The 24,012-nt window shown below is 71.7% G+C and carries 21 protein-coding genes; 10 read left to right on the top strand and 11 right to left on the bottom strand.

Annotation, left to right across the window (positions count from 1 at the left end):
- Nucleotides 1–390 precede the first annotated feature (390 nt).
- A complete protein-coding gene (locus ACSNN8_RS13075; protein ID WP_436649563.1) occupies nucleotides 391–2,259 on the top strand; it encodes a chromosome partitioning protein in 1,869 nt (622 codons plus the stop codon).
- On the opposite strand, the gene ACSNN8_RS13070 is transcribed toward ACSNN8_RS13075, so the two are convergent.
- Both ACSNN8_RS13070 and ACSNN8_RS13065 read right to left on the bottom strand, forming a co-directional pair.
- Complete coding sequence (locus ACSNN8_RS13070; protein ID WP_436649121.1) at nucleotides 2,256–2,678, bottom strand: DUF3151 domain-containing protein; 423 nt, start codon at nucleotides 2,676–2,678, stop codon at nucleotides 2,256–2,258. The two genes, ACSNN8_RS13075 and ACSNN8_RS13070, sit on opposite strands and share 4 nt — an antisense overlap.
- 342 nt (nucleotides 2,679–3,020) lie before the next feature.
- The gene (locus ACSNN8_RS13065) at nucleotides 3,021–4,010 is read right to left on the bottom strand and encodes an ADP-ribosylglycohydrolase family protein (RefSeq protein ID WP_436649119.1); all 990 of its coding nucleotides are present in this window, start codon (nucleotides 4,008–4,010) and stop codon (nucleotides 3,021–3,023) included.
- 18 nt (nucleotides 4,011–4,028) lie between these two features.
- Here ACSNN8_RS13065 and ACSNN8_RS13060 point away from each other — a divergent pair, with 18 nt between their 5' ends.
- Nucleotides 4,029–5,252 carry an LOG family protein gene (locus tag ACSNN8_RS13060; protein ID WP_436649117.1) on the top strand — a complete coding sequence of 408 codons (1,224 nt, stop codon included), beginning with the start codon at nucleotides 4,029–4,031 and terminating at the stop codon, nucleotides 5,250–5,252.
- Here ACSNN8_RS13060 and ACSNN8_RS13055 read toward each other — a convergent pair.
- Together ACSNN8_RS13055 and fbaA are read right to left on the bottom strand one after the other, a co-directional pair.
- Nucleotides 5,214–5,735, bottom strand: a complete 522-nt coding sequence (locus ACSNN8_RS13055; protein WP_436649115.1) for a hypothetical protein — start codon at nucleotides 5,733–5,735, stop codon at nucleotides 5,214–5,216. The two genes, ACSNN8_RS13060 and ACSNN8_RS13055, sit on opposite strands and share 39 nt — an antisense overlap.
- Nucleotides 5,736–5,851: 116 nt before the next feature.
- A complete protein-coding gene (gene fbaA / locus ACSNN8_RS13050; protein WP_436649113.1) occupies nucleotides 5,852–6,877 on the bottom strand; it encodes a class II fructose-bisphosphate aldolase in 1,026 nt (341 codons plus the stop codon).
- A gap of 159 nt (nucleotides 6,878–7,036) precedes the next feature.
- Here fbaA and ACSNN8_RS13045 point away from each other — a divergent pair, with 159 nt between their 5' ends.
- From ACSNN8_RS13045 to ACSNN8_RS13035, 3 genes are all read left to right on the top strand, one after another.
- Nucleotides 7,037–8,560 carry a hypothetical protein gene (locus ACSNN8_RS13045; protein WP_436649112.1) on the top strand — a complete coding sequence of 508 codons (1,524 nt, stop codon included), beginning with the start codon at nucleotides 7,037–7,039 and terminating at the stop codon, nucleotides 8,558–8,560.
- On the top strand, nucleotides 8,557–8,739 hold the full coding sequence (locus tag ACSNN8_RS13040) for a hypothetical protein (RefSeq protein WP_436649111.1): 183 nt from the start codon (nucleotides 8,557–8,559) through the stop codon (nucleotides 8,737–8,739). The genes ACSNN8_RS13045 and ACSNN8_RS13040 overlap by 4 nt, the downstream gene beginning before the upstream one ends.
- 94 nt (nucleotides 8,740–8,833) lie before the next feature.
- Complete coding sequence (locus ACSNN8_RS13035) at nucleotides 8,834–9,649, top strand: DedA family protein (protein ID WP_436649109.1); 816 nt, start codon at nucleotides 8,834–8,836, stop codon at nucleotides 9,647–9,649.
- Nucleotides 9,650–9,776: 127 nt separating this feature from the next.
- Here the strand turns inward: ACSNN8_RS13035 and ACSNN8_RS13030 are convergent, their stop codons facing one another.
- The 4 genes from ACSNN8_RS13030 to ACSNN8_RS13015 form a co-directional block, all read right to left on the bottom strand.
- A complete protein-coding gene (locus ACSNN8_RS13030) occupies nucleotides 9,777–10,451 on the bottom strand; it encodes a class II aldolase/adducin family protein (protein ID WP_436649107.1) in 675 nt (224 codons plus the stop codon).
- 107 nt (nucleotides 10,452–10,558) lie between these two features.
- Complete coding sequence (locus ACSNN8_RS13025) at nucleotides 10,559–10,936, bottom strand: ArsR/SmtB family transcription factor (RefSeq protein ID WP_014440216.1); 378 nt, start codon at nucleotides 10,934–10,936, stop codon at nucleotides 10,559–10,561.
- A 1,953-nt stretch (nucleotides 10,937–12,889) separates the two neighbouring features.
- Entirely contained in the window at nucleotides 12,890–14,341 is a 1,452-nt protein-coding gene (locus ACSNN8_RS13020; RefSeq protein WP_436649105.1) for a hypothetical protein, read from the bottom strand.
- A 72-nt stretch (nucleotides 14,342–14,413) separates the two neighbouring features.
- Nucleotides 14,414–15,298 (bottom strand): hypothetical protein, encoded by an 885-nt coding sequence (locus ACSNN8_RS13015; protein ID WP_436649103.1) that lies wholly within the window; start codon nucleotides 15,296–15,298, stop codon nucleotides 14,414–14,416.
- 429 nt (nucleotides 15,299–15,727) lie between these two features.
- On the opposite strand from ACSNN8_RS13015, the gene ACSNN8_RS13010 reads away from it, so the two are divergent.
- A complete protein-coding gene (locus ACSNN8_RS13010) occupies nucleotides 15,728–15,904 on the top strand; it encodes a hypothetical protein (protein ID WP_436649102.1) in 177 nt (58 codons plus the stop codon).
- A 58-nt stretch (nucleotides 15,905–15,962) separates the two neighbouring features.
- Here the strand turns inward: ACSNN8_RS13010 and clpB are convergent, their stop codons facing one another.
- Nucleotides 15,963–18,551: an ATP-dependent chaperone ClpB gene (gene clpB, locus ACSNN8_RS13005; RefSeq protein WP_436649100.1), complete on the bottom strand. Its 2,589-nt coding sequence runs from the start codon at nucleotides 18,549–18,551 to the stop codon at nucleotides 15,963–15,965.
- Nucleotides 18,552–18,715: 164 nt separating this feature from the next.
- Here clpB and ACSNN8_RS13000 point away from each other — a divergent pair, with 164 nt between their 5' ends.
- The 4 genes from ACSNN8_RS13000 (at nucleotide 18,716) to ACSNN8_RS12985 (ending at nucleotide 22,259) form a co-directional block, all read left to right on the top strand.
- A complete protein-coding gene (locus ACSNN8_RS13000) occupies nucleotides 18,716–19,945 on the top strand; it encodes a sugar efflux transporter (RefSeq protein WP_436649098.1) in 1,230 nt (409 codons plus the stop codon).
- 22 nt (nucleotides 19,946–19,967) lie between these two features.
- A complete protein-coding gene (locus ACSNN8_RS12995; RefSeq protein ID WP_436649097.1) occupies nucleotides 19,968–20,465 on the top strand; it encodes a cation:proton antiporter regulatory subunit in 498 nt (165 codons plus the stop codon).
- Nucleotides 20,466–20,475: 10 nt separating this feature from the next.
- Entirely contained in the window at nucleotides 20,476–21,684 is a 1,209-nt protein-coding gene (locus ACSNN8_RS12990; RefSeq protein ID WP_436649095.1) for a cation:proton antiporter, read from the top strand.
- Between the two features lie 128 nt (nucleotides 21,685–21,812).
- Nucleotides 21,813–22,259, top strand: coding sequence for a hypothetical protein (locus ACSNN8_RS12985; protein WP_436649094.1), 447 nt, complete (start codon nucleotides 21,813–21,815; stop codon nucleotides 22,257–22,259).
- 40 nt (nucleotides 22,260–22,299) lie between these two features.
- On the opposite strand, the gene ACSNN8_RS12980 is transcribed toward ACSNN8_RS12985, so the two are convergent.
- Both ACSNN8_RS12980 and dnaJ read right to left on the bottom strand, forming a co-directional pair.
- Nucleotides 22,300–22,734, bottom strand: coding sequence for a heat shock protein transcriptional repressor HspR (locus ACSNN8_RS12980; protein WP_436649092.1), 435 nt, complete (start codon nucleotides 22,732–22,734; stop codon nucleotides 22,300–22,302).
- A 22-nt stretch (nucleotides 22,735–22,756) separates the two neighbouring features.
- Nucleotides 22,757–23,956, bottom strand: a complete 1,200-nt coding sequence (gene dnaJ / locus ACSNN8_RS12975) for a molecular chaperone DnaJ (RefSeq protein ID WP_436649090.1) — start codon at nucleotides 23,954–23,956, stop codon at nucleotides 22,757–22,759.
- Nucleotides 23,957–24,012: the final 56 nt, after the last annotated feature.

Below are 24,012 nucleotides of genomic sequence, written 5' to 3'. Positions count from 1 at the left end.
GCCTCCGAGCCGCCCGCCCAGGTTTGGCCCGCTTCGGAGCCGTCCGCCCAGGTCCGGCCCGCTTCGGAGCCGTCCGCTCAGGTCTGGCCGAACAGCGAACAGCCTGCGCAGGTGTGGCCCAACAGCGATCAGCCGGCGCAAGTGCGACCGAACAGTGAGCAGCCCGCGCCGATGTGGCCCGATCCCGAGCCGCCGGCGCAGGTCTGGCCCTATCCCGAGCCCCCGGCCCGGCCCGCCTCGGAGCCGTCCGCTGAGGCCCGGCCCGCTTCGGAGTCGCCCGCTCAGCCGTGGCCCCACCTCGAGCCGCCCGTCGAGCCCGAGTTGCCCGCCTCGCCCTCGAGCGCGGCGCCCGCCCCCATCTCGGCCGAGCCCATCTCACCCGAGTCCGGTGTGCACACTTCGCCGGATTCGCCCTGGTCCCAGCCGCCGACATACCGCCCGGTGCCCCCGCCGCAGCAGAGCGCGCCTCCGGCTTTCCGCCCGAGCGCGTCCCCCGCCGCTCAGCGAAGCGCGCATCCGGACGCCTCCCCCGCCGCTCACGCGAGCGCGTCCCAGCCGGGTGCCTCGTCCGCCCATCATCAGGATGCGTTCCCCGCCGCGCAGCAAAGCGCGCCGCCGGCTCCCCACCAGCGCGTTCCTCTCACTGCCGAGCAGAGCCCAGCTGCCGCGATCGACCAGGATGCGTCGCGGCGGAACGCTCCTGCGGAGTCCGCGCCTCCCCGTGCCACGGCGTCAGCTTCGGTGCCCCCGCCGGTCGAGCGACCAGCGAATGGTGAGTTCGGCGACGGCCCGGTCTACCGTCCGCCCGTTCAGCAGGCGCCCGCGTCCGGCCCCTCGGCCCCGCCAGCGCAGCCGGGCTTGCAGCCGCCCGGGACCACGGCCGTACCCGCTCAGTCAGCCACGCGTGGGTCCGCGGCCGCACCGGCTCAACCACCCGCGCACGGCCCCGCTCAGCCGGGTTCGCAGGCGCCCGCGTCCGGCCCGGCGATGCCAGGCCCGCAACCACCCGCGCACGGCCCGGCTCAGCCGGATTGGCAGGCGCCCGCGTCCGGCCCGGCGATGCCAGGCCCGCAACCCCCCGCGCAACCGGGTCTGCAGCCGCCCGCGCACGGCCCAGCGCAACCCGGCCCGCAACCACCCGCGCACGGCCCCGCGCAACCCGGCCCGCAACCGCCCGCGTACCGCCCCGCGGCCGTACCCCCGCAACCGGCCCCCTACGGTCCGCAGGCGTATCCGCCGCCCGGCCCCTATCCGCCCACCATGGATCCGCAGGCCCTGCAGCCGCCGCCGACGGACCCGTTCCAGGATCTGCCGTGGGTGTCGGACGGCACGCCGACCGCCGAGGAGTTCGCGCGGCGGCGCATGGCCAAGCCGGCCGACCCGGTGGCGACGCAGGGTGCCCGCGCGATCCTGCGCAAGGGCACGATGGGGCTGGTCAGGCTGGCGCCGGGCAAGCGGGAGCAGGAGTACAAGCAGGACGTCGAGATGGTCCGCCGCAATTTCGGCGGGCTGCGGCAGGTCACCGTCGTCAACCCCAAGGGCGGCGCGGGCAAGACCGTGGCCGTGCTGCTGCTGGCGATGACGTTCGGGCAGAAGCGCGGCGGCTACGTGCTGGCCTGGGACAACAACGAGACGCAGGGCACCCTCGGCATGCGCGCCCAGCAGGACTTCCACGCCCGTACGGTCCGCGACATGATGCGCGACCTGCACCTGTTCCGCGGCTCGCACGGCCGGGTGGGCGACCTCTCGCAGTACGTGCGGGCGCAGGGCGAGGGCATGTTCGACGTGCTCGCGTCGGACGAGTCGGCGACCGCGGGCGAGATGCTCACGGCCAGCGCGTTCGGGGAGATCCGGGAGATCGTCAGCCGGTTCTACAAGCTGATCTTCGTGGACACCGGCAACAACGTACGGGCGCAGAACTGGCAGGCGGCCATGGACGCCACCGACCAGCTGGTCATCACGATGTCCGCCCGCAACGACTCGGCCGAGACCGCGGCGCGGATGCTCGACCACCTGGAGCAGAGCGGCCGTCAGCGGCTCGTGCGTCAGGCGGTCAGCGTCGTGTCGATGCCGCCGACCCGCAAGGACATCGACCTGCCCGCGATCCAGCGGCACTTCGCGGCCCGTACGAGGGCGGTCATGCTTGCCCCGTACGAGAAGCTGATCGACTCGGGCGAGCCCATCCGCTACGGCCACCTCTCCAACAACACCAAGGACGCGTGGCTGAAGATCGCGGCGGCCGTAGCGGAAGGTCTCTAGCTCAGCGCGTCCGCGGCGGCCGGGTCGCTGTCGCGCAGGAACTGGGCGCAGCGCGCGGCCTCGTCGGCCTCGCCGATCTCGGCGGCGGCCAGCGACAGGGAGTGCAGGCAGCGCAGGAAGCCCTGGTTGGGCTCGTGCGACCACGGGATCGGGCCGTGGCCCTTCCAGCCGTTGCGGCGCAGCGCGTCGAGGCCGCGGTGATAGCCGGTACGGGCATACGCGTACGCCGTGACCGGCTCGCCGGCGGCCAGCGCGTCGGCGGCGAGGGCGGCCCAGCCCCCGCTGTAGGCCGGGTGCGCCGCGGCGACGGACTTGTAGGCGGCGGCCGTGCCGCTCGCGGTGGCCTCCGCCAGGGCCTTGTCGGCCTCGACGTCGGCGGGGAGCAGGGTGGCCGGGGGCTCGGGAAGCAGGTTCTGCATGCCCCTATTCAACCGGCCCGCCCACGATCCATTCCGACCGACTCCGCAATCCCACGCCCGCGAGACAGGGAGGGGCGGAGGACCGGCCGGCGCGGGAGGGAGGGCCCTGCGCGGGAGAAGCCGCGCGGCAGGAGAGGCCGGCGCGGGAGAAGCCGCGATAGGAGAGGCCGGCGCGGGAGGAGGCCGGCGCGGGAGGAGGCCGGCGCGGGAGGAGGCCGGCGCGGGAGGAGGCCGGCGCGGGAGGAGGCCGGCGGGGAGGGGGTCGGTGCGGGAGGGACAGGGCGGGAAGGAGTCGGCGCGGGAGGAGAGCCCGGCGCGGGAGACCCGCGCGGGCGGGGCGAGTCAGTCCCAGGCTTCGGCGAGGCGCGTGAGGCGGTCGGCGTACTCGATCTGCTCCTGCCAGGCGGCCGGCCAGGCCTCCATGCCCAGGGCGGCGCCCGCGAAGGCGCCGGCCAGGCAGGCGATCGAGTCGGAGTCGCCGGAGGAGGCGGCGCCGCGGCCCAGCACGGCCACCGGCTCGTCGGGCGAGATCAGGTAGCAGTACAGCGCGGTCGCCAGCGCCTCCTCGGCGATCCATCCCTCGCCGGTGGCCAGGCACGGGTCGCCGGCGAAGTCGCCGGCCGCGAGGGCGGCACGGACCCGGTCGAGGGCAGCCGCCGTCTCGTCCCAGCCGCGGGCGATGAACTGCGCGGGTGAGGACGCCGAGGACTGCTTCCACAGGTCGCCCAGCCAAGCCTCGTGATACACCCCACGCTGGCTGTCGGCGCGCTCGCGCAGCGCCTCGAGCAGATCGCCGGGCTTGAGCCCGCCGGCGAGCCAGGTGCAGGCGTACGCGGTCAGCTCGCTCGCGGCCAGCCCGGTCGGATGCCCGTGGGTGAGACCGGCCTGCAGCTGGGCCAGCCCGGCACGCACGTCGTCGCTCAGCCCGGGCGCCAGCCCGACCGGCGTGACCCGCATGTTGGCGCCGCAGCCCTTCGACCCGGCCACGGTCGCCTGCTGCCACGGCCGCCCGTCGCGCAGCGCCGCGCACGCCTGCATGCAGGTGTTGCCGGGTGCGCGGTTGTTGTCGGGGCTCACCGCCCAGTCGAGGAAGGCCTGGCGCAGCAGCGGCTCGACGGACGCCGGCGTGATCTCGGGGGCTGCCAGGATCGCCTCGCCGACCGCGAGCGCCATCTGGGTGTCGTCGGTGACGAGCGCGGGATGCCCGGTGAGCTCCCGCGGGCCCTGCGGACCGTACCGGGCGACGATCGTGGTGTAGTCCTCGAACTCGGTGGGCTTGCCGAGCGCATCCCCGTAGGCCAGGCCGAATAGTGATCCCGCAGCGTTTCGCACGGTGGCTACCCTACGGTCATGTCCGGCGACCCGTTACAGCCCGTACTGGGCGGAACCATCCCCTTCGATGCCACCGCCCACGAGATCGAATCGCGCGCGGAGCTCGACCATCACCTCGCCGCGAAGTCGCTGGCGGGTCTGGTGGTCCTCGGGCTGCGGCTCGACCTCGACCCGCCCGCGCTGGCCGACGTGGACGTCAGCGGAACGTTGTTCGTGGGCTGCCGGCTGGCGAGCGACGACGTCGAGATCGACCTGATCCGCCGCGGGGCGCACCTGATCCCGCCGTTCGACGCGCGGCCCTATCCGACGCACCCGGCCACGCTCTACACACCCGAGGACCTGTCGTACGGGTTCGCCGCCGACGGCTTCGCCGGGATGTACGACACCCGCGTCTACGACCACTTCGTGGCGCACGGTGGCGCGTCGCCGGACATCCGCGAGGCGATCGCCCAGCGGCTGCACGACGCCGGCATCGACAACGCGCTGCTCAAGGCGCTGGCCGCGTGGGTGGAGGCGCACGGCCGGGCCGGGGCGGTCGGCATCATGGGCGGGCACGCGGCGCCACGCGGCTCGGCGGCGTACCGGATGGCGGCGACGCTGGCGTGGCGGCTGGCCGGGGCCGGGCGGCTGGTGGTGACCGGCGGCGGGCCGGGCGTGATGGAGGCGGCGAACCTGGGGGCCTACTTCTCGGAGCGTCCGGCCGGCCAGCTCGACGAGGCGATCACCATGCTCTCGGCGGCGCCGCACTTCGCCGACCACGACCCGTACACGGCCGCCGCTCTCGCCGTTCGCGCCGCGTTTCCGGCGCCCGGCAGCGGGATTCCGGGCCGGCTGCTGCACGGCGGGCTGGCGCTGCCGACGTGGCTCTACGGGCACGAGCCGGCGAACCTGTTCGCGGGGCAGATCGGCAAGTACTTCTCCAACGCCGTACGGGAGGACTCGATCCTGCGGCTGTCGCGCGGCGGCATCGTGTTCGCGCCCGGCTGGGCCGGCACCGTGCAGGAGATCTTCCAGGCGGCGACGAAGACCTTCTACCAGACCGACGGGCCGTCCGGCGCGTTCGTGTTCCTGGGCGTGGACCACTGGCGGGAGCTGCCCGTCGAGGAGCTGTTGCGGCCGCTGCTGGCGAAGAGCCCGCACGGCGACCAGTCGAACCTGGTGGTGGTCACCGACTCGCTCGACGAGGCGATGGACGCGCTCGCACTAGGCGACGTGGACCCGGCGCCAGTTGGTGACCGGTAGGTCGGCCTCGGGCACGTCGGTGATGCCGTTCTCGTCCATCGCGTTGTAGATGGCCAACCGCGCGCCGTCGAACAGGAACTCGACGGCGTGCAGCACCCGGGGCCGCCATTCGGCCACCGTCATCAGCTCGATGATGTTGACGGCGCGCAGCACGCACCCGCGGGCGTGCCGCAGGGCGGCGTGCGGGTCGGGGCGCCAGTCGAAGTGCTCGTACCAGTCGATCGGCACGTTGAGGTCGATCTGGTCCCAGGTGATCGCGCACTCGTCGAACTTACGATGGGTGATCTCGACGTGCGTGACTCCGAAGTCGAGGATCACCGGGCCGTCGGCGAACCAGCCGCGCTCGGCGATGTCCCACATGAGCCAGCTCGATCGCAGCCTCCGCCCGATGAGCCGCACGAACCTGGTGCGGTGGGCCGCTGCGAGGGCTTCGGCATCGTGGTGCCACGAGGGTGCATAACCCTCGATGCCGACAACGGTCATGATCCTCCTCCCGGCGGAAGGACGATCGTACCCACGCCTCTGCGTGAGGCCGCAACACGAGAACAGCCGGTCCCCCGCATGGGGAACCGGCTGTGTTCAAACGACTACGTCGATGATTACTTCGACAGGGTGGTGCCCGAGGAGCGCAGGTGCTCGCACGCCTCGACGACGCGCTTCGCGAGGCCGTTCTCGGCCAGCTTGCCCCAGGCGCGCGGGTCGTACGCCTTCTTGTTGCCGACCTCGCCGTCGATCTTCAGCACGCCGTCGTAGTTCTTCATGACGTGGTCGACGACCGGGCGCGTGAACGCGTACTGCGTGTCGGTGTCGATGTTCATCTTGACCACGCCGAAGTCGAGCGCACCGTGGATCTCGGAGAGCAGCGAGCCGGAACCGCCGTGGAAGACCAGGTCGAACGGCTTCTCCTTGCCGTACTTGGCGCCGACCGCGTCCTGGATCTCCTTGAGGATCTCGGGACGCAGCTTGACGTTGCCCGGCTTGTAGACGCCGTGCACGTTGCCGAAGGTCAGGGCCGTCATGTAGCGGCCCTTCTCGCCCAGGCCCAGCGCGGCGGCGGTGGCCAGGCCGTCCTCGACGGTCGAGTAGAGCTTGTCGTCGATCGCGGCGGAGACGCCGTCCTCCTCGCCGCCCACGACGCCGACCTCGATCTCGAGGATGATGTGCGCGGCCGCGGCGTCCTTGAGGAGCTCCTCGGCGATCTGCAGGTTCTCGTCGACCGGCACGGCCGAGCCGTCCCACATGTGCGACTGGAACAGCGGCGCCTTGCCGTTGGCCACGCGCTCCTTGCTCAGCGCGAGCAGCGGCCGGACGTACTTGTCCAGCTTGTCCTTGGGGCAGTGGTCGGTGTGCAGCGCGATGTTGACCGGGTAGTTCTTGGCGACCTCGGTGGCGTACTCGGCGAGCGCGACCGCACCGGTGATCATGTTCTTCACGGTGGGGCCGGACGCGTACTCCGCACCGCCGGTGGAGATCTGGACGATGCCGTCGCTGCCGGCCTCGGCGAAGCCCTGCAGGGCCGCGTTGAGGGTCTGCGAGGAGGTGACGTTGATGGCCGGGTAGGCGAACGCGCCGGCCTTGGCGCGGTCCAGCATCTCGGCGTAGACCTCGGGAGAAGCGATGGGCATCGGTGCGCTCCTTGCTCTTTTGTCTGTCAGAGGAGAGGGCAGGACCGCGCTGTCCTCCAGCAGGCAGTATTCCGTAGGCGTTCCGGCGTTGGGAAATGACCCCGTAACTCTCCTCCGAATCCGGCGCACAGGACATAGAGGGCGATTTACGCTCCGTCCATGGCGTTGTTCCCGCGGGCGGTTCCGGTCGCGCTCCTGCTGTTGCTGCTGCTGCCGTCGAGCCCCGCCGCGGCCGCGCCCGCGGACGCCACGGCCGAACCACACCTCGCACAGGTCACGCTGGCACCCGCCGGCCCTCCGAAGACCACCCCGCTCTGGGTACGCGTCGGGGCCGCCGAGCCGGCCGCCCGGCAGCACCTGGAGCTGACCGTCGACCTCGGCGGCGCCACGGCCTTCGCCGACGTGGAGATCGAGCACGGCAACACCTCGAGCGCCCGTGCGGCGCCGGACGGGCAGACGCCGGTGCAGGCTGTGCTGCCCTGCCGCCGTACGGCCGAAAAGATCTTCTGCTCGTGGGACGCGACGCTGTCCGCCGCGGGGTCGCTCGAGGTTCCCGCCGTGCTGACCGTGACGCCGAAGGATTCCGCGCGAACCGGCGACAGCGCCGGCGTGACGGTGACCGCGCGGGCCGGCGACGGCCCCACCGGCACCGCGCTGTCGATCATCCAGGTCGGTGAGGGGGTCGATCTGGCGGCGGGCCCGGACCGTACGGTCGGAGCCGCTCCGGGACGCTCCGCCCGCCTCACGCCGGTGGTGCGCAACGAGGGCACGATCGAGGTGAGCGACGTCGTGCTGCTCGTCGACGCCGACCCGAGGCTGCTCGGCCCGTCGTCGTTCCGCAACTGCCGCTACGGCGTCGCGCTGCTCTGCGCCTTCGACACCCCGCTCGCGCCGGGACGCGGCTACACGCTCTCGGCGCCGCTCACGCTGCGGTCGCCCGCCGACTCGGTGCCCGGCAGCCGAGCGCGGGTGACGTACCAGTGGATGACCAAGGCCGATTGGGCCGACCTCGCACTCGACGACTACGGCACGCCCGGCCGGGACGGCGTGCTCACCCTCGAGCCGCTGGCCGCTTCCCAAAACGACAAGCCACAGTCCGACGTACGCCCGGAGGACGACTACGCCACCGCGACGTTCACGGTCGGCGGCGACCGTCGGCCGGCGCTCGCCGCGGTCGGGCTCCGGCGTACGGCGGCAGTCGGCAAGGAGGTCGTGCTGCGGCCGGGACTGGTGAACTTCGGCCCGGGCACGTTCCGCCCCGATCTGTTCCCGAACAACGGACTCGCGATCGTCGTGCGGTTGCCCGGCAACGTCGAGGAGGCCGGGACGGTCGGCTGCGAGTACGGGTACTGCGTGCTCGAGCGGCAACTCGCGCCGGGGCAGCGGATCACCTTCGAGAACGCCGTCGACGTGACCGGCGGCTGCGGCACGCCCGGCCGGGTCGAGGTGCTCGGCCTGGACGGCGAGGTCACCAGCGCCGCGCAGCTGGCGGTGACCGTTCCCGGCGCCACGTGCGTGGCCCTGCCGATCACCGGCCCGCCGGTGGCGTGGGCCGGGCTGGCGGGGGCCGCGCTCGTCTTCGTCGGATTTCTGCTGGCCGTACGTCGCCCCGGACGACCGGTTTGCGCGCATGCTGGGAAGGGAACGTGGGCCGGACCGCCATCGGAAGGAAGCACACGATGACCTACCCGCGAGACGTCGACCTGGAGACGCCCGAGGCGGACGCCGCCGAGCAGTGGGCCGACGCTTACCCTGCGGACGACAGCCGCACGCCGGGCCCGCTCGAGGTGGCCGTCGAGACGCCGGAGTGGGACGCGCACGAGCAGAGCGAGATCGTGCCGGACGACGACGAGTACCGCTGACCGCGTCCAGAGCCGTTCGGGCTGGTGTACCGAAACCTTCCGCACAGCAAGTGGACACGAAAGACGTAGGTAACTGGCGGTACCCTGGCTCCTCGTGACGATCCGCGCGCTCGGCGAAAACCTCGCCATCAACCCCATGGATCCTAAGGATCTGCTGCACACCTTAGGCGTGGTCGGTGTCTGGGCGATCATGTTCGCCGAGACAGGTCTGCTGGTCGGGTTTTTCTTCCCCGGCGACTCGCTGCTGTTCCTCGCCGGCGTGGCCGCCTCCCCGGTGGCCGACTCGATCTTCGGTAACGGCACCCAGCTGTCGCTGACGGGCTTGTTGATCGGCGCGCCGATCTGCGCGATCGCCGGCGCCCAGCTCGGGCACTGGCTGGGCGCGCGCTACGGCACGCGCATGTTCGACCGGCCCGACTCCAAGCTGTTCAAGAGGGAGTACGTCGAGAAGGCGGAGTACTACTTCCAGAAGTTCGGCCCGGCCAAGGCCGTGGTGCTCGCCCGCTTCATCCCGATCGTGCGCACGTTCCTCAACCCGGTCGCGGGCACGCTCGGCATGCCCGCCCGCCAGTTCTTCGTGTGGAACGTCGTGGGCGGGATCCTGTGGACCGACGGCATCATCATCATCGGCCGCGCCCTGGCGCAGGAGATCTACGACGCGATCGGCGACCACATCGACCGCTACATCCTGCCGGTCGTCGCGCTGATCGTGCTCATCTCGCTGCTGCCGATCCTCATCGAGATCCTGCGCGAACGCCGCCACAAGAAGAACGCCGGCCCGGCCGCGGACCCGGAGCCGGCCGCCGCCATCGGCATCGTGGCCGCCGCGAGCATCGCCGGCCTGGTCGAGGCCGTCCGCGACGAGGACGAGGACGACGAGCGCCACCCGCGCTCGCACCGCCGCCACTGAGCCCCGGCACCGGACACGACAGCGCCCGGCGCGGCCCCTCGAGGGGTTGCGCCGGGCGCTGGCCGTTGCGGTGGGGATGGATCGTGCTCGCACGCCCTCCGGGGGCGGGACGCGTCGAGCGGGTGGATCAGACAGTGACGGCGCTCGCGCCGTACAGCCGGTCGAGGAACTGCTCGGGACAGTCGCGCAGGTTCTCGAGGCGGCCGGCGGCGAGAGCCCGATAGGTGAGCTCCGCAGCCTCCTCGAGGTTGCGCGCACGCTTGTGCGCCAGCTCGACCGAGTCGCCCAGCACCACACAGCCGTGCTGGCTCAGCACCAGGCAGTCGGTGCCGTCGGCAGCCATCGCGGCGGTGAGGGCCGCCAGCTCCGTCGTGCCGGGCAACCGGAACGGCACCGTCGAGACACGGCGCAGGTAGTACGCGTGGTCGGTGGTGATGATCCGGATGTGCTCACCCAGCGCGTCGAGCAGCAGCGCGGTCTGCGGGTGCAGGTGAATGACGGCGTTGACATCGGGACGGGCCCGATACAGCGCCAGGTGCAGCGCGAGCTCACTGGTCGGCTCGATCGCGGGCGGCGGCACCGTGCCGACCGTCGCGGGTGAGCCGTCGGAGACCCGTACGGCGGCGAAGGTGGTGCGGCTGAGCCGGCCCAGCCACGAGCCGCTGCCGGTGACCCAGATGGCGTCCTCGTCGGGGATCCGGGCGGACAGGTTGCCGCCGGAGCCGGCGACGAGGCCGGCCTGGACCACGTCGAAACCCACGTACGCGAGCTGGTCGCGCAGATCGCCGTGGACGTAGTTCACCCGTTGCTCCTGAAGGTCCTGGGGGTGGACTGGAGGAGAGAGGTCTGCGGCCTGGCGTCACGCCCCACGTGATGCCGGTGACGCCAGGCAGTTCCCTGCTGGAGCGGTCAGCGCGCCTTCTTGGTGGCCCGCTTGCGAGGCGGGGTCAGCAGGTCGGCGATGGTCGCGATGGCGGTCGGCACAAGCCGGTAGTACGCCCACACGCCCCGCTTCTCCCGCTCAAGCAGACCAGCCTCGGTCAGGATCCGCAGGTGGTGACTCACGGTCGGCTGCGACAGCCCGAGCGGAGCGGTCAGGTCGCAAACGCAGGCCTCACCGTCCGTCGCGGACTGGATGAGGCTGAGCAGCCGCAGCCGCGCCGGGTCGGCGAGTGCCTTGAGGACACCCGCCAGCCGCTCGGCGTCGGCACGTTCGATTGGCTCGCCGGCAAGCGGCGAGATCTGAGGCATTGTCATTTCCGCCAACGCAGTTCCCACGATCTCCATCCTTCCACCAACTGCATCGATTCTCCTGCATGTGCGCAGGAACGAACCGGCTAACTTTCAGGCCGTAAGGCCGACGTCGATCACCGGGTCGGTCGGCCCGGACTGCCCGGCAACCCGAGCCCCCGATCCGACCAGCACCTTCGTACCGACTTCGGTCTCTGCCTCCTGCAACGCCTCAGCCGCCTTCAGGTCGCTGCTCTTCCGTGTCGAGCTCTCGCTCCCCGCCCCGGGAGTGAGACGCCCCACATTGTCAATTCCTCGATCCTTTTCGGGTCGTGGATCCGTTTCGCCCCGGCTCGGCAGGAGCCTGGGCGTCGTCATCTCGCCACCCCCGGCGATCCCCCCGGGCGGGCGGCCCGCCCCGGAAGTTCACGACCCGATGAAAGCACGGCGCCACGCTGCGCGACGGACAATTCAGTGATGAATTTACGCAGGTCGTGGCGTGCTTGCATGCATCGAGCGTACTGGCTGGAACGAAACTGGAACCTTTCGCCCCGGCGGTGCGGAACGTAACTATTGACGCACGGCATTGTGCCTATCTAAAAACAAACCTTACAGTTTTGCTCGTCCCTTTCGCCCGATGCCCAGAACATCGATGCAGCTCAAAGCTCCTATGCCCCGCGTCACATGCCGGTTGCCCGACAGATCACCCGGTCGGGGTGCTGGGAAGCTGCTGTGAACCGAACGACACGACGTTTACCCATTCAGCGAAAAACACCCCCCGACCGGCCACCGGCGCGCTATACGGACAGCCGATTGAGGTACGTGGCCGGACATCAAAGCTACCCGTTCGGGTGACCCATACCCATCAATATGAGGGGGTAACCGGTCGGTAACTATCCGACAGTGTGGTGTCCGGAACTCATCATGCCCGCCGGCCGATGGTTGTCGCGGCCCAGCCCCCGCCTTGCCCGGAGTGGTGGTGCTCACCGTGCGCTACTTCTTCGGCCGGCTTGCGGTGTCTCCGGGCGGCCGGTTCGACCTCCCGAACCGTCGGCGCCGTCCTACCCGCACCCCACCGTGGCCGCCGCTGCACAGCCGATTGCGCGAAGTCAGGCCTTCGGCCGCTGTCGCACCCGCTTGAGCCGTCGCCGCACTTCCGCTCGCGTAAGCCAAACCGCCGGCGCTCTCCCGCCCGTACGCGCACCCGGCCGATGACGCGAGCCTCGCCTTCGTCGCTGTCCACCCACGCGCGCGCCCCGGCCATGCCGGCGCGGTGGACCGGGCCATCGTGGGCCCGCGCTCACGCTGGTGCTGTTTCTGACACGCTCGTACCCGACCGGGGGCGCTGCTCCCATCACGCCCTCGGGTGGGCGCGGGGTGCGCCTCTCCAGCTCAGACCACCACTGCTTCGGTTCGCTCACGCTGATCGCCGTTCACGGACGCGCCCGGCCACCATTACCGCGGCCCGCCTGACACACCGGCCCGACCTGGCACCGCCGGTGCTTCACTCGCATCCGCGTGCCCAGCCGGCCGCTGCCGCTGGTTCACTCGCATCCGCGTGCCCAGCCAGCCGCTGTCGCTGGTTCGCTCGCATTCCTGCCCAGCCGGCCGCTGGTTCGCTCGCATCCGTGCCCAGCCGATCGCTGCCGATGTTGCTCACGTCGCCAGGGGCATGCCCGTGCTCCAGCTGCTCACGCCAGCCGGTTCATGCTGCCTACATCGCGTGCAACCGGCCACCGTCACCGCCGCCTCGCCCACGCACGCGCCCAGCCGGGGCTTCTCGGCGTCTTCGCGCACGCCAAGATCGCGGTACGGCCACCGCCTCCCCCGCCCACCCAGGGAAGTGGCGGTGACTTTACGCCGTGTCAAGTGGGTGGAGCGGGTTGTCCACAGGCTTGCGCTCGTCGTTTCGCGGGCGTGCCGGCCGCACTGTTGCGAACTTGGCGTCCCGCCAGTCGTGCCGCGCTGGCGTTCAGCGATGGCTCGGGTGGGTGGGGAGTGGGCTCGCCCTCAGGCTTCTGGTGAGGCCTTCGGCGGTGGAGAGCCGTCCGGCTCAGTTGCGCGACGCTCGGCCGCCGAGGAAGTCGTCTCGTACGGCGATGCTGCCGGGACGGGCTGGGTCGCGACGTTCGTGGGGGCGGACATGGGTGGGGTCGGGGCGTTCGGCTGCGCTGTCGTGGGCGGGGCCTGGTCGGCGGACGGGCGGGCGTACGGCGCGTCTGCATCGGCCGGGATCGGGGGTTCGGGGGTGGGCGGATTCGAAGCCGCCTGGATGTCGGATGGGCGCGCGAAGGGAGAGTTGGGGTCGGCCGGTGGGTTGGAGGCGGGAGTCGGCTGCGTGGGGGCGGGGGAAGCCCATACGGCGTCGGGGGTCCAGCCGGCTGGAGGGGCGTAGGGCGAGTCGGCCGGGGAGGACTGAGCGGGGCCGTTCTGCGACGGGCCTAGGGCACCGTGAGTGGGCGCGGAATCGGCGGCAGGGAAACCGTAGTTGGAGCCTGGCACTGGCGGATGGCTGGGCGCACCGGGATAAGCAACCCCCCAGCCCGGCGCACCCGGATAGCCCCCAGCCGGCGCCGGCCCACTCGGATAGCCAGCACTCGAAGTCGGCGCCCCGGGATAGCCCACGCTGGAAGCTGGCCCACCGGGATAGCCCGCGCTCGACGTCGGCCCACCGGGATAGCCAGCACTCGAAGTCGGCCCACTGGGATAGCCCGCGCTCGAAGCCGGCGCACCGGGATAGCCCGCGCTCGAAGCCGGCGCACCGGGGTGGCCGGCACCGGGATGACCCATACTCGAACCGGGATAAGCAGGGCTGGAAACGGGACCCGCAGCCGATGCGCCGGGGTAAGGCAGACCGTACGCGAGCGGCGACGCAGCGGTACGGCGGAAAAAGGCGCGCGGCGCCGACAGCACGAGGATCCCCACCAAGGCGTACCCGAGGATCTGCGCCACCGAGAGGGCGGCGTTCGTCCCGATCCAGCCGCCGGGGTAGGACTCGGACAGCTCGGCGCCCAGGGTCCAGGGGGCGGTTTCGCCGCTGCGCTGGACGGCAACCGTGAGGACGCTGGCGGCGCCGCCGAGGACGCCGAGGACGCAGACGACCAGGGTGGCTATGCGGGCCAGGTTGGAGCCGCGGCGCAGTGACAGGCCGACGACGACGAACAGGGCGAAGGCGATCACTGCCAGGGCCAGGGCGATGGCGGCGCCCAGCCAGACGACGGCTACGTAGTACTCGGGGTCGTCGTCGCCGGAGAAGCGCTGGAACACGCCGGTCTGGCCGCTGACCTCGCGGAAACGGTTGACCGTGCCGGGCACGACGGCCAGGGTGGCGATGGCGTAGACCAGGCCTACGCCGGCCATCAGCCACAGCAGTGCGGCCGCGGCCGTCACCGTGGGCGGGCGGCCGGATGGCGAGGGCGGCGGCGCGGCTGCGATCGGCGGTGGCTGGACTGGGTACGACATCGACGACTCCCCGCGGTGATCCGTTGCGCCCGAACCTACCCGGACGCAACGGGAAACGGGGTGCGAACCCGGTCAGGCCGGGTCGGTGGGCGGCTTCGGGGGCTGGTCGCCGCCGGAGGGAGGCGGGGGCGGCGGGGCGTACGGGTCCTGGGGCGGCGTCGCGCCGGGATACGGCGGCAGGCCGGGCGCCGGCTGCCCGGGCTGGCCCTGCTGACCGGGATAAGAGGGGTAAGAGGGATAACCGGGCTGCCCGTAACCGGAGCCGCCAGAAGCGCCGGGACCGGAGCCGCCGAAAGCGCCGGGACCGGAGCTGCCCGGAGCGCCGTAACCAGCGCCACCCGGCTGTCCATAGCCAGGCGCCCCGGGGGCGCCGTAACCGGGACCGCCGGAAGGAGGACCGTACCCACCGGGATACGGCGGATAGGGCGTCGACGGATCCCACGCCGCGCTGGTCCGCTTGCGGAAGAACTCGTTCGCCGCCGGAAGGGCCAGCAGGATGATCGTCCCCAGGATGGCGAGCAGCGCCAGCACCGACAGCGTCGTGGTGGTCGACGAGAACCAGCCGGGCATGGCGTCGTCGAGTCGTCGCTGCACCTCGGCCTCGGTCGGGCCGCCGGTCGTCGTGCCGCCGGTGTCCACGGCGCCGACCAGGGCCGTGCTGCCCAGGCTCGCGCCGAAGCAGCACAGCGAGATGCCGCCGATCACCCAGGTGACGATCCGGGCGGGGTTCTTGCCGCGGCTGTCGAAGAAGCCCAGCACGGCGAAGCCCGCGCCGAGCAGCAGGTTGATCACTGCGCCGCCGATGAAGACGACGCTCACGAACGACTCGGCGCCCTCGGCGTCCGTGCCGGCGTACGCGTCGCGGGCGGCGTCGGTGAGGTCGCCGGCGATCGCGAAGGTGATCAGCGCGTTGATGACCTGGATCGCGGCCACGAGGTAGAGCAGGTAGGTCGCCACGGTGACGACGGTCGGGCGCGACCGCGCCTCAGGTGCCGGGTAGCCGGGTGCCGGGTAGCTCGGAACGGTCACAATGCCCCCAAATCTTGATCCATTCACGGTATCGGGCGGCCGCCATATCCGCGACCGGCCCGCACACCGCGGCACTGTGTGGCAACATCGGGCGACGATGACCGAAATATCCGCAAATAGGTCGCTCGTTCAGGGGGCGACACGGGTCGCCCGCGCTCCCTACACTTCCCTCCGTGGCACCGACGCGGCAGCAAGAGGCTCCCGCGATGCCACCTGCCCGCGCCACGAGTCGCCCGCCCCGCGCAACAGCCGCCTGGGCCGAGGCAGACCGTCGTCCTAGCCGGGCGAAAGTCCCGTTACGCCGGCCGCGTGACCACTCCGCGGCGGCCCCAGACCTTGTAAGGACCGGTGAGTCCCATGCCCCACGCCGACACTCTGACCGTCGTTCACCATGACGACACCAGGACCCGCTTCAAAGATGTCCGCTACCAGTTGCACCGCGACGGCATCCGGATCTGGTCCGACGACGGCGAGCAGGTCGTCACGGACGTGCTGATGACCCAGGCCTACCGGCAGAGGCCGGCCACAACCTGAGAAGTACGCGAGAAGGGCCCCCGGCAGCGTCGCCGGGGGCCCTTTCCCGTACGTGGACTCAGCCGCGCGACACCACGAGGCCGTCCTTGCCGTCGGCCAGCTCGACCCGCACCGTGTCGCCGTCGCGGATCTCCCCGGCCAGCAGGGCCTTGGCGAGCGAGTCCCCGATCGTCGACTGCACGAGCCGGCGCAGCGGGCGGGCGCCGTAGATCGGGTCGTACCCGTGCTCGCCCAGCCAGTCGATCGCCGGCGGCGTCACCTCGAGGCTGAGCCGCCGGTCGGCGAGCCGGTGCCGCAGCCGCCCGAGCTGGATGTCGACGATCGCCGCCAGGTCGTCGCGGGTCAGCGCGTGGAACACGACGATGTCGTCGAGCCGGTTGAGGAACTCGGGCTTGAAGTGCGCGCGCACCACCGCGAGCACCTCGTCGCGCCGCTGGTCGTCGCCCATCGTGATGTCGGCGACCTGCGAGCCCAGGTTCGAGGTCAGCACCAGGATCGCGTTGCGGAAGTCGACCGTACGGCCCTGCCCGTCGGTGAGCCGCCCGTCGTCGAGCACCTGCAGCAGCACGTCGAAGACGTCCGGGTGGGCCTTCTCCACCTCGTCGAGCAGGACCACGCTGTACGGGCGGCGCCGCACCGCCTCGGTGAGCTGCCCGCCCTCCTCGTAGCCGACGTATCCGGGCGGGGCGCCCACGAGCCGGGCCACCGAGTGCTTCTCGCCGTACTCACTCATGTCGATGCGGACCATGGCGCGCTCGTCGTCGAACAGGAACCCGGCCAGCGCCTTGGCCAGCTCGGTCTTGCCGACGCCGGTGGGGCCGAGGAACAGGAAGCTGCCGGTCGGGCGGTCGGGGTCGGCGATGCCCGCCCGGGCCCGCCGGACCGCCGAGGACACCGCGGCGACGGCCTCGGCCTGGCCGACCACCTTCTCGCGCAGCGACTCCTCCATGCGCAGCAGCTTGGCGGTCTCGCCCTCCATCATCCGGCCGGCCGGGATGCCGGTCCACGACGAGATCACCTCGGCGATGTCGTCGGCCCCGACCTCCTCCTTGACCATCGGCGGCTCGGAGGCGGCCTCCTGGTCGGCCGCCGACGCGCTGGCCAGCTCCGACTCCAGAGCGGGGATCTCCTGGTACTGCAGGCGCGACGCCGTCTCCCAGTCCGCGTCGCGCTGCGCGCGCTCCAGGGAGGCCTTGATCTCGTCGAGCTGCTTCTTGAGCTCGCCGACCCGGTTGAGGCCGCCGCGCTCGCGCTCCCACCGCGCGTTCATCATGGCGAGCTCGCGGTCCCGGTCGATCAGGTCGCGGTTGAGGCGCTCGAGCCGGGCCACCGACGCGGGGTCGGTCTCCTTCTCCAGCGCCAGCTTCTCGACGCGCATCCGGTCGACCTGGCGCTGCAGCTGATCGAGCTCCACCGGCCGGGAGTCGATCTCCATGCGCAGGCGGGACGCGGCCTCGTCGATCAGGTCGATGGCCTTGTCGGGCAGGAACCGGTCGCTGATGTAGCGGTCCGACAGCGAGGCGGCCGCCACCAGCGCGGCGTCGGTGATCTGCACGCGGTGGTGGGCCTCGTAGCGGCCCTTGAGCCCGCGCAGGATGCCGATCGTGTCCTCGACCGTGGGCTCGCCGACCACGACCGGCTGGAAGCGCCGCTCGAGGGCGGGGTCCTTCTCGATGTGCTCGCGGTACTCGTCGAGCGTGGTGGCGCCGACCATGCGCAGCTCGCCGCGGGCCAGCATCGGCTTGAGCATGTTGCCGGCGTCCATCGAGCCCTCGCCCTTGCCCGCGCCGACGACCGTGTGCAGCTCGTCGAGGAACGTGACGACCTGGCCGTTGGAGTTGCGGATCTCCTCGAGCACGCTCTTGAGCCGCTCCTCGAACTGACCGCGGTACTGCGCGCCGGCGACCATCGCGCCGAGGTCGAGCGAGACCAGCTTCTTGTCGCGCAGCGTCTCGGGCACGTCGCCGGCCACGATCCGCTGGGCCAGGCCCTCGACGATCGCGGTCTTGCCGACGCCCGGCTCGCCGATCAGCACGGGGTTGTTCTTGGTGCGCCGCGAGAGCACCTGCACCACGCGGCGGATCTCGGCGTCGCGCCCGATGACCGGGTCGATCTTGCCTTCGCGGGCGAGCGCGGTCAGGTCGACGCTGTACTTCTCGAGCGCCTTGTAAGTCTGCTCGGGGTCGGCGTTGGTGACCCGGCGGTCGCCGCCGCGGACCTGCGGGAACGCGGCGACCAGGGCCTCCTCGGTGGCGCCGACGTCCTTGAGCGCGCGACCCACGGCGCCGCCGACACGGGCGAGGCCGGCCAGCAGGTGCTCGGTCGACACGTACTCGTCGCCCAGCGGCTGGGCGATCAGCTCGGACTCGCCGATCGCGTTGACGAACTCGCGGGAGAGGCTCGGCTCGGCGGTGCTGGCGCCCCGCGCGGAGGGCAGCTGTTCGACGGCGCGCAGCGCGACCCGGCGTACGTCGGCGGGGTTGGCTCCCACCGCGCGCAGCAGGGCGGAGGCCGTCGAGCCGCCGGTGTCCAGCAGGGAGAGCAGCATGTGCCACGGCTCGACGGTGGCGTGCCCCCGGCGACCTGCGTCGGCGACGGCCCCCGTGATCACGTCGCGGCTCTTGGTGGTCAAGCGTTCGGCGTTCATGGGCTCCTCGGGAAATCACCGCAGAATCTGAAGCTAAGACTTGAGTGGAGTCAACTCAACTCTATGCCCCCGTCGCCACGTCGACAACGCGCACGGGTGAAGCCGTCGTGACGGTCGCCACGAGCCCGTGGAGGACCGCTGCCAGCGCCGTACGGTTGGGCATCATGGCCGTCGCACCCCCGGCCCGTGGCAGCATGTCGCGGCGCCTGCTCCCGCTCGCCCTCATCTTCATCGCGGTCGGGATCGGCACCTCGTTCGTCGGCCCGTTCCTCGCCCTGTTCCTCAGCGACGGCGTCCACGCGAGCCCGCTGCGCACCACCGTCTTCCTGCTGGTCGCGCCGCTGTCCGGCGTGCTCGTGTCGTCGCTGGCCGGGCGCCTGTCGGACCGCCGCCCCGTGCGCCGCAAACTGCTGCTCACCGCCGCGTTCGGTGGGATGGCCGGGGCCGCGCTCACGGCGTTCGTCCGCGACTACTGGGCGCTGCTCGCGATCACCGTCACGCTGACCGCGCTGGCCGGCACGCTGTTCCCGCAGAGCTTCGCGTACGCCCGGCAGGTGCTCCAGCAGGGCGACCCCAAGCGGGCGGCCATGGGGATCAGCACGCTGCGCATGCTGTTCTCGGTGGCCTGGGTGGCCGGTCCCCCGCTGGCCGCGTTCGTGCTCGCCGACGGCGGCTTCACCTACACGTACAGCCTGGTCGCGGTCATGTACGCGATCGCCGCGCTGATCGTGTGGCGGTTCCTGCCCGAGGTCACGGCGCCCGAGGGCCACGCCGAGCGCGTCGAGCGGCAGGCGCCCGAGGCACCCCGCTCGACGGTCTTTCTGCTGGTCGCGGGGCTGACGGTGGTACAGACCGCGATGACGCTGGGCGTGCAGGCGATGCCGCTGTACGTCAGCACCGAGTTGGGCGGCGACGTGAGCCAGGCGGGCCTGATCCTCGGGTTGTGCGCGGCGCTGGAGATCCCGCTGCTGCTCGGCTTCGGCGCGCTGGGCTCGCGCCTGCCGCTGCGCCGGCTCATCCTGGCCGGGGTGGGCTTCGGCATCGCGTACCAGCTCATCGCGACCACGGCCGGGTCGGTGTGGGTGCTGGCGGCCGCGCAGCTGCTCAACGCCGCCTTCATCGCGGCCGTCGGCGGGCTGAGCATCACGTACATGCAGAACCTGATGCCGGCGCACCCCGGGCGGGCCACCACGATGGTCACCAACACGTTCCCGATCGGCCAGATCCTGGCGGCGCCGGCGTTCGGGCTGGCCCAGCACTTCGACTACCGGCTCGCGTACGGCGTGAACCTCGGCCTCTGCGTGCTGGGGCTGCTGCTGATCCTCGTCGCCCGGCGCGGACGGCGGATCGTCCCCGATGTGCCCCGTGAGCAGGTGCTGACCGGAACGGCGTGACCACTGGGTTACCGTGGTGATCGTGCGCGTACGGGTGGAACAGACTCCGCTGCCGGGAATCGGTGTCCGGCATGACCTGGTCACCTCCTCGGGACGTACGGTCGGGGTGGTGTCGCACCGCAACGGCCGCCGCGACCTGGTCCTCTACGACGTGGACGACCCCGACTCGTGCCTGGCGTCGATCCCGCTGACCGACGACGAGGCCGAGGCGCTCGCCGACGTGCTCGGCGCCTCGCTCATGCTGGGCCAGCTCGCCGACCTGCGGCAGCAGGCAGCCGGCCTGCTCACCGAGCAGATCGCCCTGCCCGCGGGCTCGCAGTTCGTGGGCCGCAAGCTCGGCGACACCCGCGCGCGCACCCGCACCGGCGCCTCGATCGTGGCGGTGATGCGCGACCGCGAGGTCATCCCGTCGCCCGGGCCGGGGTTCGTCTTCGAGGCGAACGACGTGGTCGTCGCGGTCGGCACCCGCAAGGGCCTGGACGGCGTGTCCGCCATCCTGGCCGGCGACCCCGGCGACTAGAGCTGCGGCGATGCACGACACGACGATCCTCCTCATCGAGGTCGGCGCGCTGCTCTTCGCGCTCGGAATGCTCGGCCGGCTCGGCCGCCGCTTCGGACTCTCACCCATCCCGCTCTATCTGCTGGCCGGCCTCGCCTTCGGGCACGGCGGGCTGGTGCCGCTGTCGGCCAGCGAGCAGTTCATCGAGGTGGGCGCCTCGATCGGCGTCATCCTGCTGCTGGTCATGCTGGGCCTGGAGTACTCGGCCAACGAGCTGGTCAGCAACCTGCGGGCGGCCGCCCCGGCGGGGCTGATCGACGCGCTGCTCAACGCGCTGCCCGGGGCCGCCTTCGCCTTCGTCATGGGCTGGGACTGGCAGGCCGCGCTGGTGCTGGGCGGCATCACGTGGGTGTCGTCGTCCGGTGTGATCGCCAAGGTGCTCGGCGACCTGGGCCGGCTCGGCAACCGCGAGACACCGGTGATCCTTTCGGTGCTGGTCATCGAGGACCTGGCGATGGCGTTCTACCTGCCGCTGGTCACCGCCGTGCTGGCCGGGGTCGGGCTGCTCGGCGGCGCCAAGGCGCTGGGCGTCGCGGTGGTGACCGTGGTGGCGGTGCTGGTCGTCGCCATCCGGTACGGCCGCCAGATCAGCGCGCTGATCTCGGCCCGCGACGCCGAGGCGCTGCTGCTGGGCGTCTTCGGGCTGACGCTGTTCGTGGCGGGCGTCGCCGAGGAGCTCAACGTCTCGGCCGCGGTCGGCGCGTTCCTGGTCGGCATCGCGATCTCCGGCCCGGTGGCCCATCACGCGACCCAGATGCTCTCGCCGCTGCGGGACCTGTTCGCCGCGGTCTTCTTCGTGTTCTTCGGCCTGTCCACCGACCCGGCCGACATGCCGCCCGTGCTGCTGCCGGCGCTCGGGCTGGCCGTGCTCACGATGCTCACCAAGGTGCTGACCGGATACCTCGCGGCCCGCCGGGTGGGCATCGCCGTGCCCGGCCGGCTGCGCGCGGGGCTCGCGCTGGTGCCGCGCGGCGAGTTCTCGATCGTCATCGCCGGGCTGGCCGTCGCCTCGGGCGTCGAGCCGCGCCTCGCCCCGCTCGCCACCGCGTACGTGCTGATAACCGTCGTGTCCGGTCCGGTGCTCGCCAGGTTGCCCGATTACGAGTGGTTCAAGGCCTTCATCCGCAGGCGGGGGCAGCCGTCGCGGCCTCCGGTGCAGCCGCTGACCGCCGACGAATGACGTCTGGGCTGCTCGCTGCTACTGACAAGTATCTGAAAGTGAGCCTCTGACACTTCCGCAGGACATCGTCGGCGCGCTACCGTTCCCACCCGACAACTACGTGTTATCGGACTTTCTCGGGCGGCGACGTGGCAGTGCGTGAGTCGACTTTCTATGGGTTCGCCAACCCGGTCGATCCTCGGCCGGAGGAGCTTCAGGCGTGGGCCTACCATCCCGCGGCCGTCCCCCTCAGCAGCATGCCGCCCGACTGGGATCTGCTGATCTCCGGCGACGTCCTGGCGCCCACCCTTTTCGAGCTGGCGATGGACCGTCAGTGCCCGGCGCGGCGTTTCGCGCAGCACTGCATGTACATCTACGCCGCCGACGGCGTCCGGCAAAACGCGTCCGGCCTGCGCAAACGCCGGCTCAAGAAATACGTGGAGCGCGCCGAGGAGGTCGGCGACGAGCCCATGTCGATCTGGGCGCACAACTGCCGCGTGCTGATGAGCCGCCCCGAGATCTTCGACTACGCCGACTGGATCGAGGGCGGCCTGGTGCGCCACCCGCGCCGCCTGGGCCTTTACAACCGGCGCTGAGAGAAGCAGATAGCCCCGCTCGTCCCGAGCGGGGCTTTTCTCATCTGTCCGAGGCCCTGCGCGGGCGCCACACGACCAGGGCGGTCGAGGGGCGTTCCTGGCGCACGAGATCACCCCGGCCGTACGGGTTCTCGAGCTGGGCGATCCGGGTGTACGCCTCGGTGAGCTCCTGCTCGAGCTCGTGCACCCGCTGCTGCAGGTCGCCCACCAGCTGCTCGAGCCCGATGATCCGCTTGATCCCGGCCAGGTTGACGCCCTCCTCCTGGCTGAGCTTCTGCACCTCGCGCAGCAGCGCGACGTCCCGCTCGCTGTAACGCCGCCCGCCGCCGCCCGCCCGGCCCGGCTGCACGAGCCCCAGCCGGTCGTACTGCCGGAGCGTCTGCGGGTGCATCCCGGCCAGCCGGGCCGCGACCGAGATGATCAGAACCTTCGCGTCGGAGGTCTGCTCGACCGAGATGCTGATCTCCTCATGCATAATCCACCCCCCACTCGCTGGTCTAACCGTTCCGGCGCACCCGAGCCTCGAGCCGCTCCCGCCCGGCCGGCGGGGTCAGCTTGGCGAACCGCTCCAGCGCGTCCCGGGCCTCCCCCGTGACACCCCCCGGCACCTGCACGTCGACGGTGACGATCAGGTCGCCGGGCGGACCGTTCTTGCGGGCCACGCCCTTGCCGCGCGCCCGCAGCTTGCGGCCGCTCGGCGTGCCCGGCGGCACCCGCAGCGTGACCGGGCCGTCCAGCGTCGGCACCCGCAGGTCGGTGCCCAGCACGGCCTCGGCGATGGTGACCGGCACGACCAGCGTGAGGTCGTCGCCCGTACGCCCGAACAGCTCGTCCGGACGCACCATGACCTGCACGTAGAGGTCGCCCGCCGGCCCGCCGCGGTCGCCCGGCTCGCCCCGGCCGCTGAGCCGGATGCGCTGGCCGTCGGCCACCCCGGCCGGGAACCGGACGTTGATCGTGCGGTTCTTGGTGACCCCGCCCGTGCCCCGGCACTCCGGGCACTTCTGGTCGACGATCGTGCCCGCGCCCTGGCAGTCGCGGCACGGCTCGGAGAAGCTGAACGACCCCTGGTTGCGCGAGATCAGCCCGCTGCCCTGGCACTGCGGGCAGGTGCGCGGCGACGTGCCGGGCGCGGCGCCGTTGCCGTGGCAGGTCTCGCACTCGCCGGCCGAGCGCAGCGTGAGCGGCAGCGTCGTGCCCTTGACCGCCTGCGCGAAGTCGAGCGTCACCTCGGTCTCGACGTCCCGCCCGCGACGCGGTCCACCTCGTCGGGCGGCGCCACCACCTGGCCCGCCGCCCGAGAATATCGAGCTGAATATGTCGGAGAAGCCGGCGCCGCCGAAGCGCCGGTCACCGGCCGCGCCGCCCGCCGCGCCCGCACCGCTGAACCCGCCGAACAGGTCGGACGGGTCGAACTGCGTGCCGGCGCCCGAGCGGGCCCCGCGGCGGAATGCTCCGGAGCCGAACAGCGAGCGCATCTCGTCGTACTCTTTGCGCTTCTTGTCGTCCGAGAGCACGTCGTAGGCCTCGGAGGCGGCCTTGAACCGCTCCTCGGCCTCCTTGTTCCCGGGATTGCGGTCCGGGTGGAGATCCCGGGCGAGCTTCCGGTACGCCTTCTTGATCTCGTCGGTCGGAGCGGACTTGGGCACGCCGAGAACGGCATAGAAGTCCTTTTCGAGCCAGTCCTTCGAGCTCATCCCGCCTCCCCCCTCCTGCGGAAGGTCCCGCCTGCCGCGAGGCGGCAGGCGGGACG

It is taken from the genome of Actinoplanes sp. URMC 104 (assembly GCF_051386375.1).
Lineage (GTDB): Bacteria > Actinomycetota > Actinomycetes > Mycobacteriales > Micromonosporaceae > Actinoplanes.
The sequence above is the reverse complement of the archived record's forward strand: the minus strand, read 5'-3'. Positions and strand labels throughout refer to the sequence as shown.

Bases quoted from the DNA above. Each gene is read 5' to 3' on its own strand.
- ACSNN8_RS13070 (WP_436649121.1), bottom strand. From the start codon at position 2,678: ATGCAGAACCTGCTTCCCGAGCCCCCGGCCACCCTGCTCCCCGCCGAC.
- ACSNN8_RS13060 (WP_436649117.1), top strand. From the start codon at position 4,029: ATGTCCGGCGACCCGTTACAGCCCGTACTGGGCGGAACCATCCCCTTC.
- ACSNN8_RS13055 (WP_436649115.1), bottom strand. From the start codon at position 5,735: ATGACCGTTGTCGGCATCGAGGGTTATGCACCCTCGTGGCACCACGAT.
- fbaA (WP_436649113.1), bottom strand. From the start codon at position 6,877: ATGCCCATCGCTTCTCCCGAGGTCTACGCCGAGATGCTGGACCGCGCC.
- ACSNN8_RS13045 (WP_436649112.1), top strand. From the start codon at position 7,037: ATGGCGTTGTTCCCGCGGGCGGTTCCGGTCGCGCTCCTGCTGTTGCTG.
- ACSNN8_RS13040 (WP_436649111.1), top strand. From the start codon at position 8,557: ATGACCTACCCGCGAGACGTCGACCTGGAGACGCCCGAGGCGGACGCC.
- ACSNN8_RS13025 (WP_014440216.1), bottom strand. From the start codon at position 10,936: ATGGAGATCGTGGGAACTGCGTTGGCGGAAATGACAATGCCTCAGATC.
- ACSNN8_RS13020 (WP_436649105.1), bottom strand. From the start codon at position 14,341: ATGTCGTACCCAGTCCAGCCACCGCCGATCGCAGCCGCGCCGCCGCCC.
- ACSNN8_RS13010 (WP_436649102.1), top strand. From the start codon at position 15,728: ATGCCCCACGCCGACACTCTGACCGTCGTTCACCATGACGACACCAGG.
- clpB (WP_436649100.1), bottom strand. From the start codon at position 18,551: ATGAACGCCGAACGCTTGACCACCAAGAGCCGCGACGTGATCACGGGG.
- ACSNN8_RS13000 (WP_436649098.1), top strand. From the start codon at position 18,716: ATGGCCGTCGCACCCCCGGCCCGTGGCAGCATGTCGCGGCGCCTGCTC.
- ACSNN8_RS12990 (WP_436649095.1), top strand. From the start codon at position 20,476: ATGCACGACACGACGATCCTCCTCATCGAGGTCGGCGCGCTGCTCTTC.
- ACSNN8_RS12980 (WP_436649092.1), bottom strand. From the start codon at position 22,734: ATGCATGAGGAGATCAGCATCTCGGTCGAGCAGACCTCCGACGCGAAG.
- dnaJ (WP_436649090.1), bottom strand. From the start codon at position 23,956: ATGAGCTCGAAGGACTGGCTCGAAAAGGACTTCTATGCCGTTCTCGGC.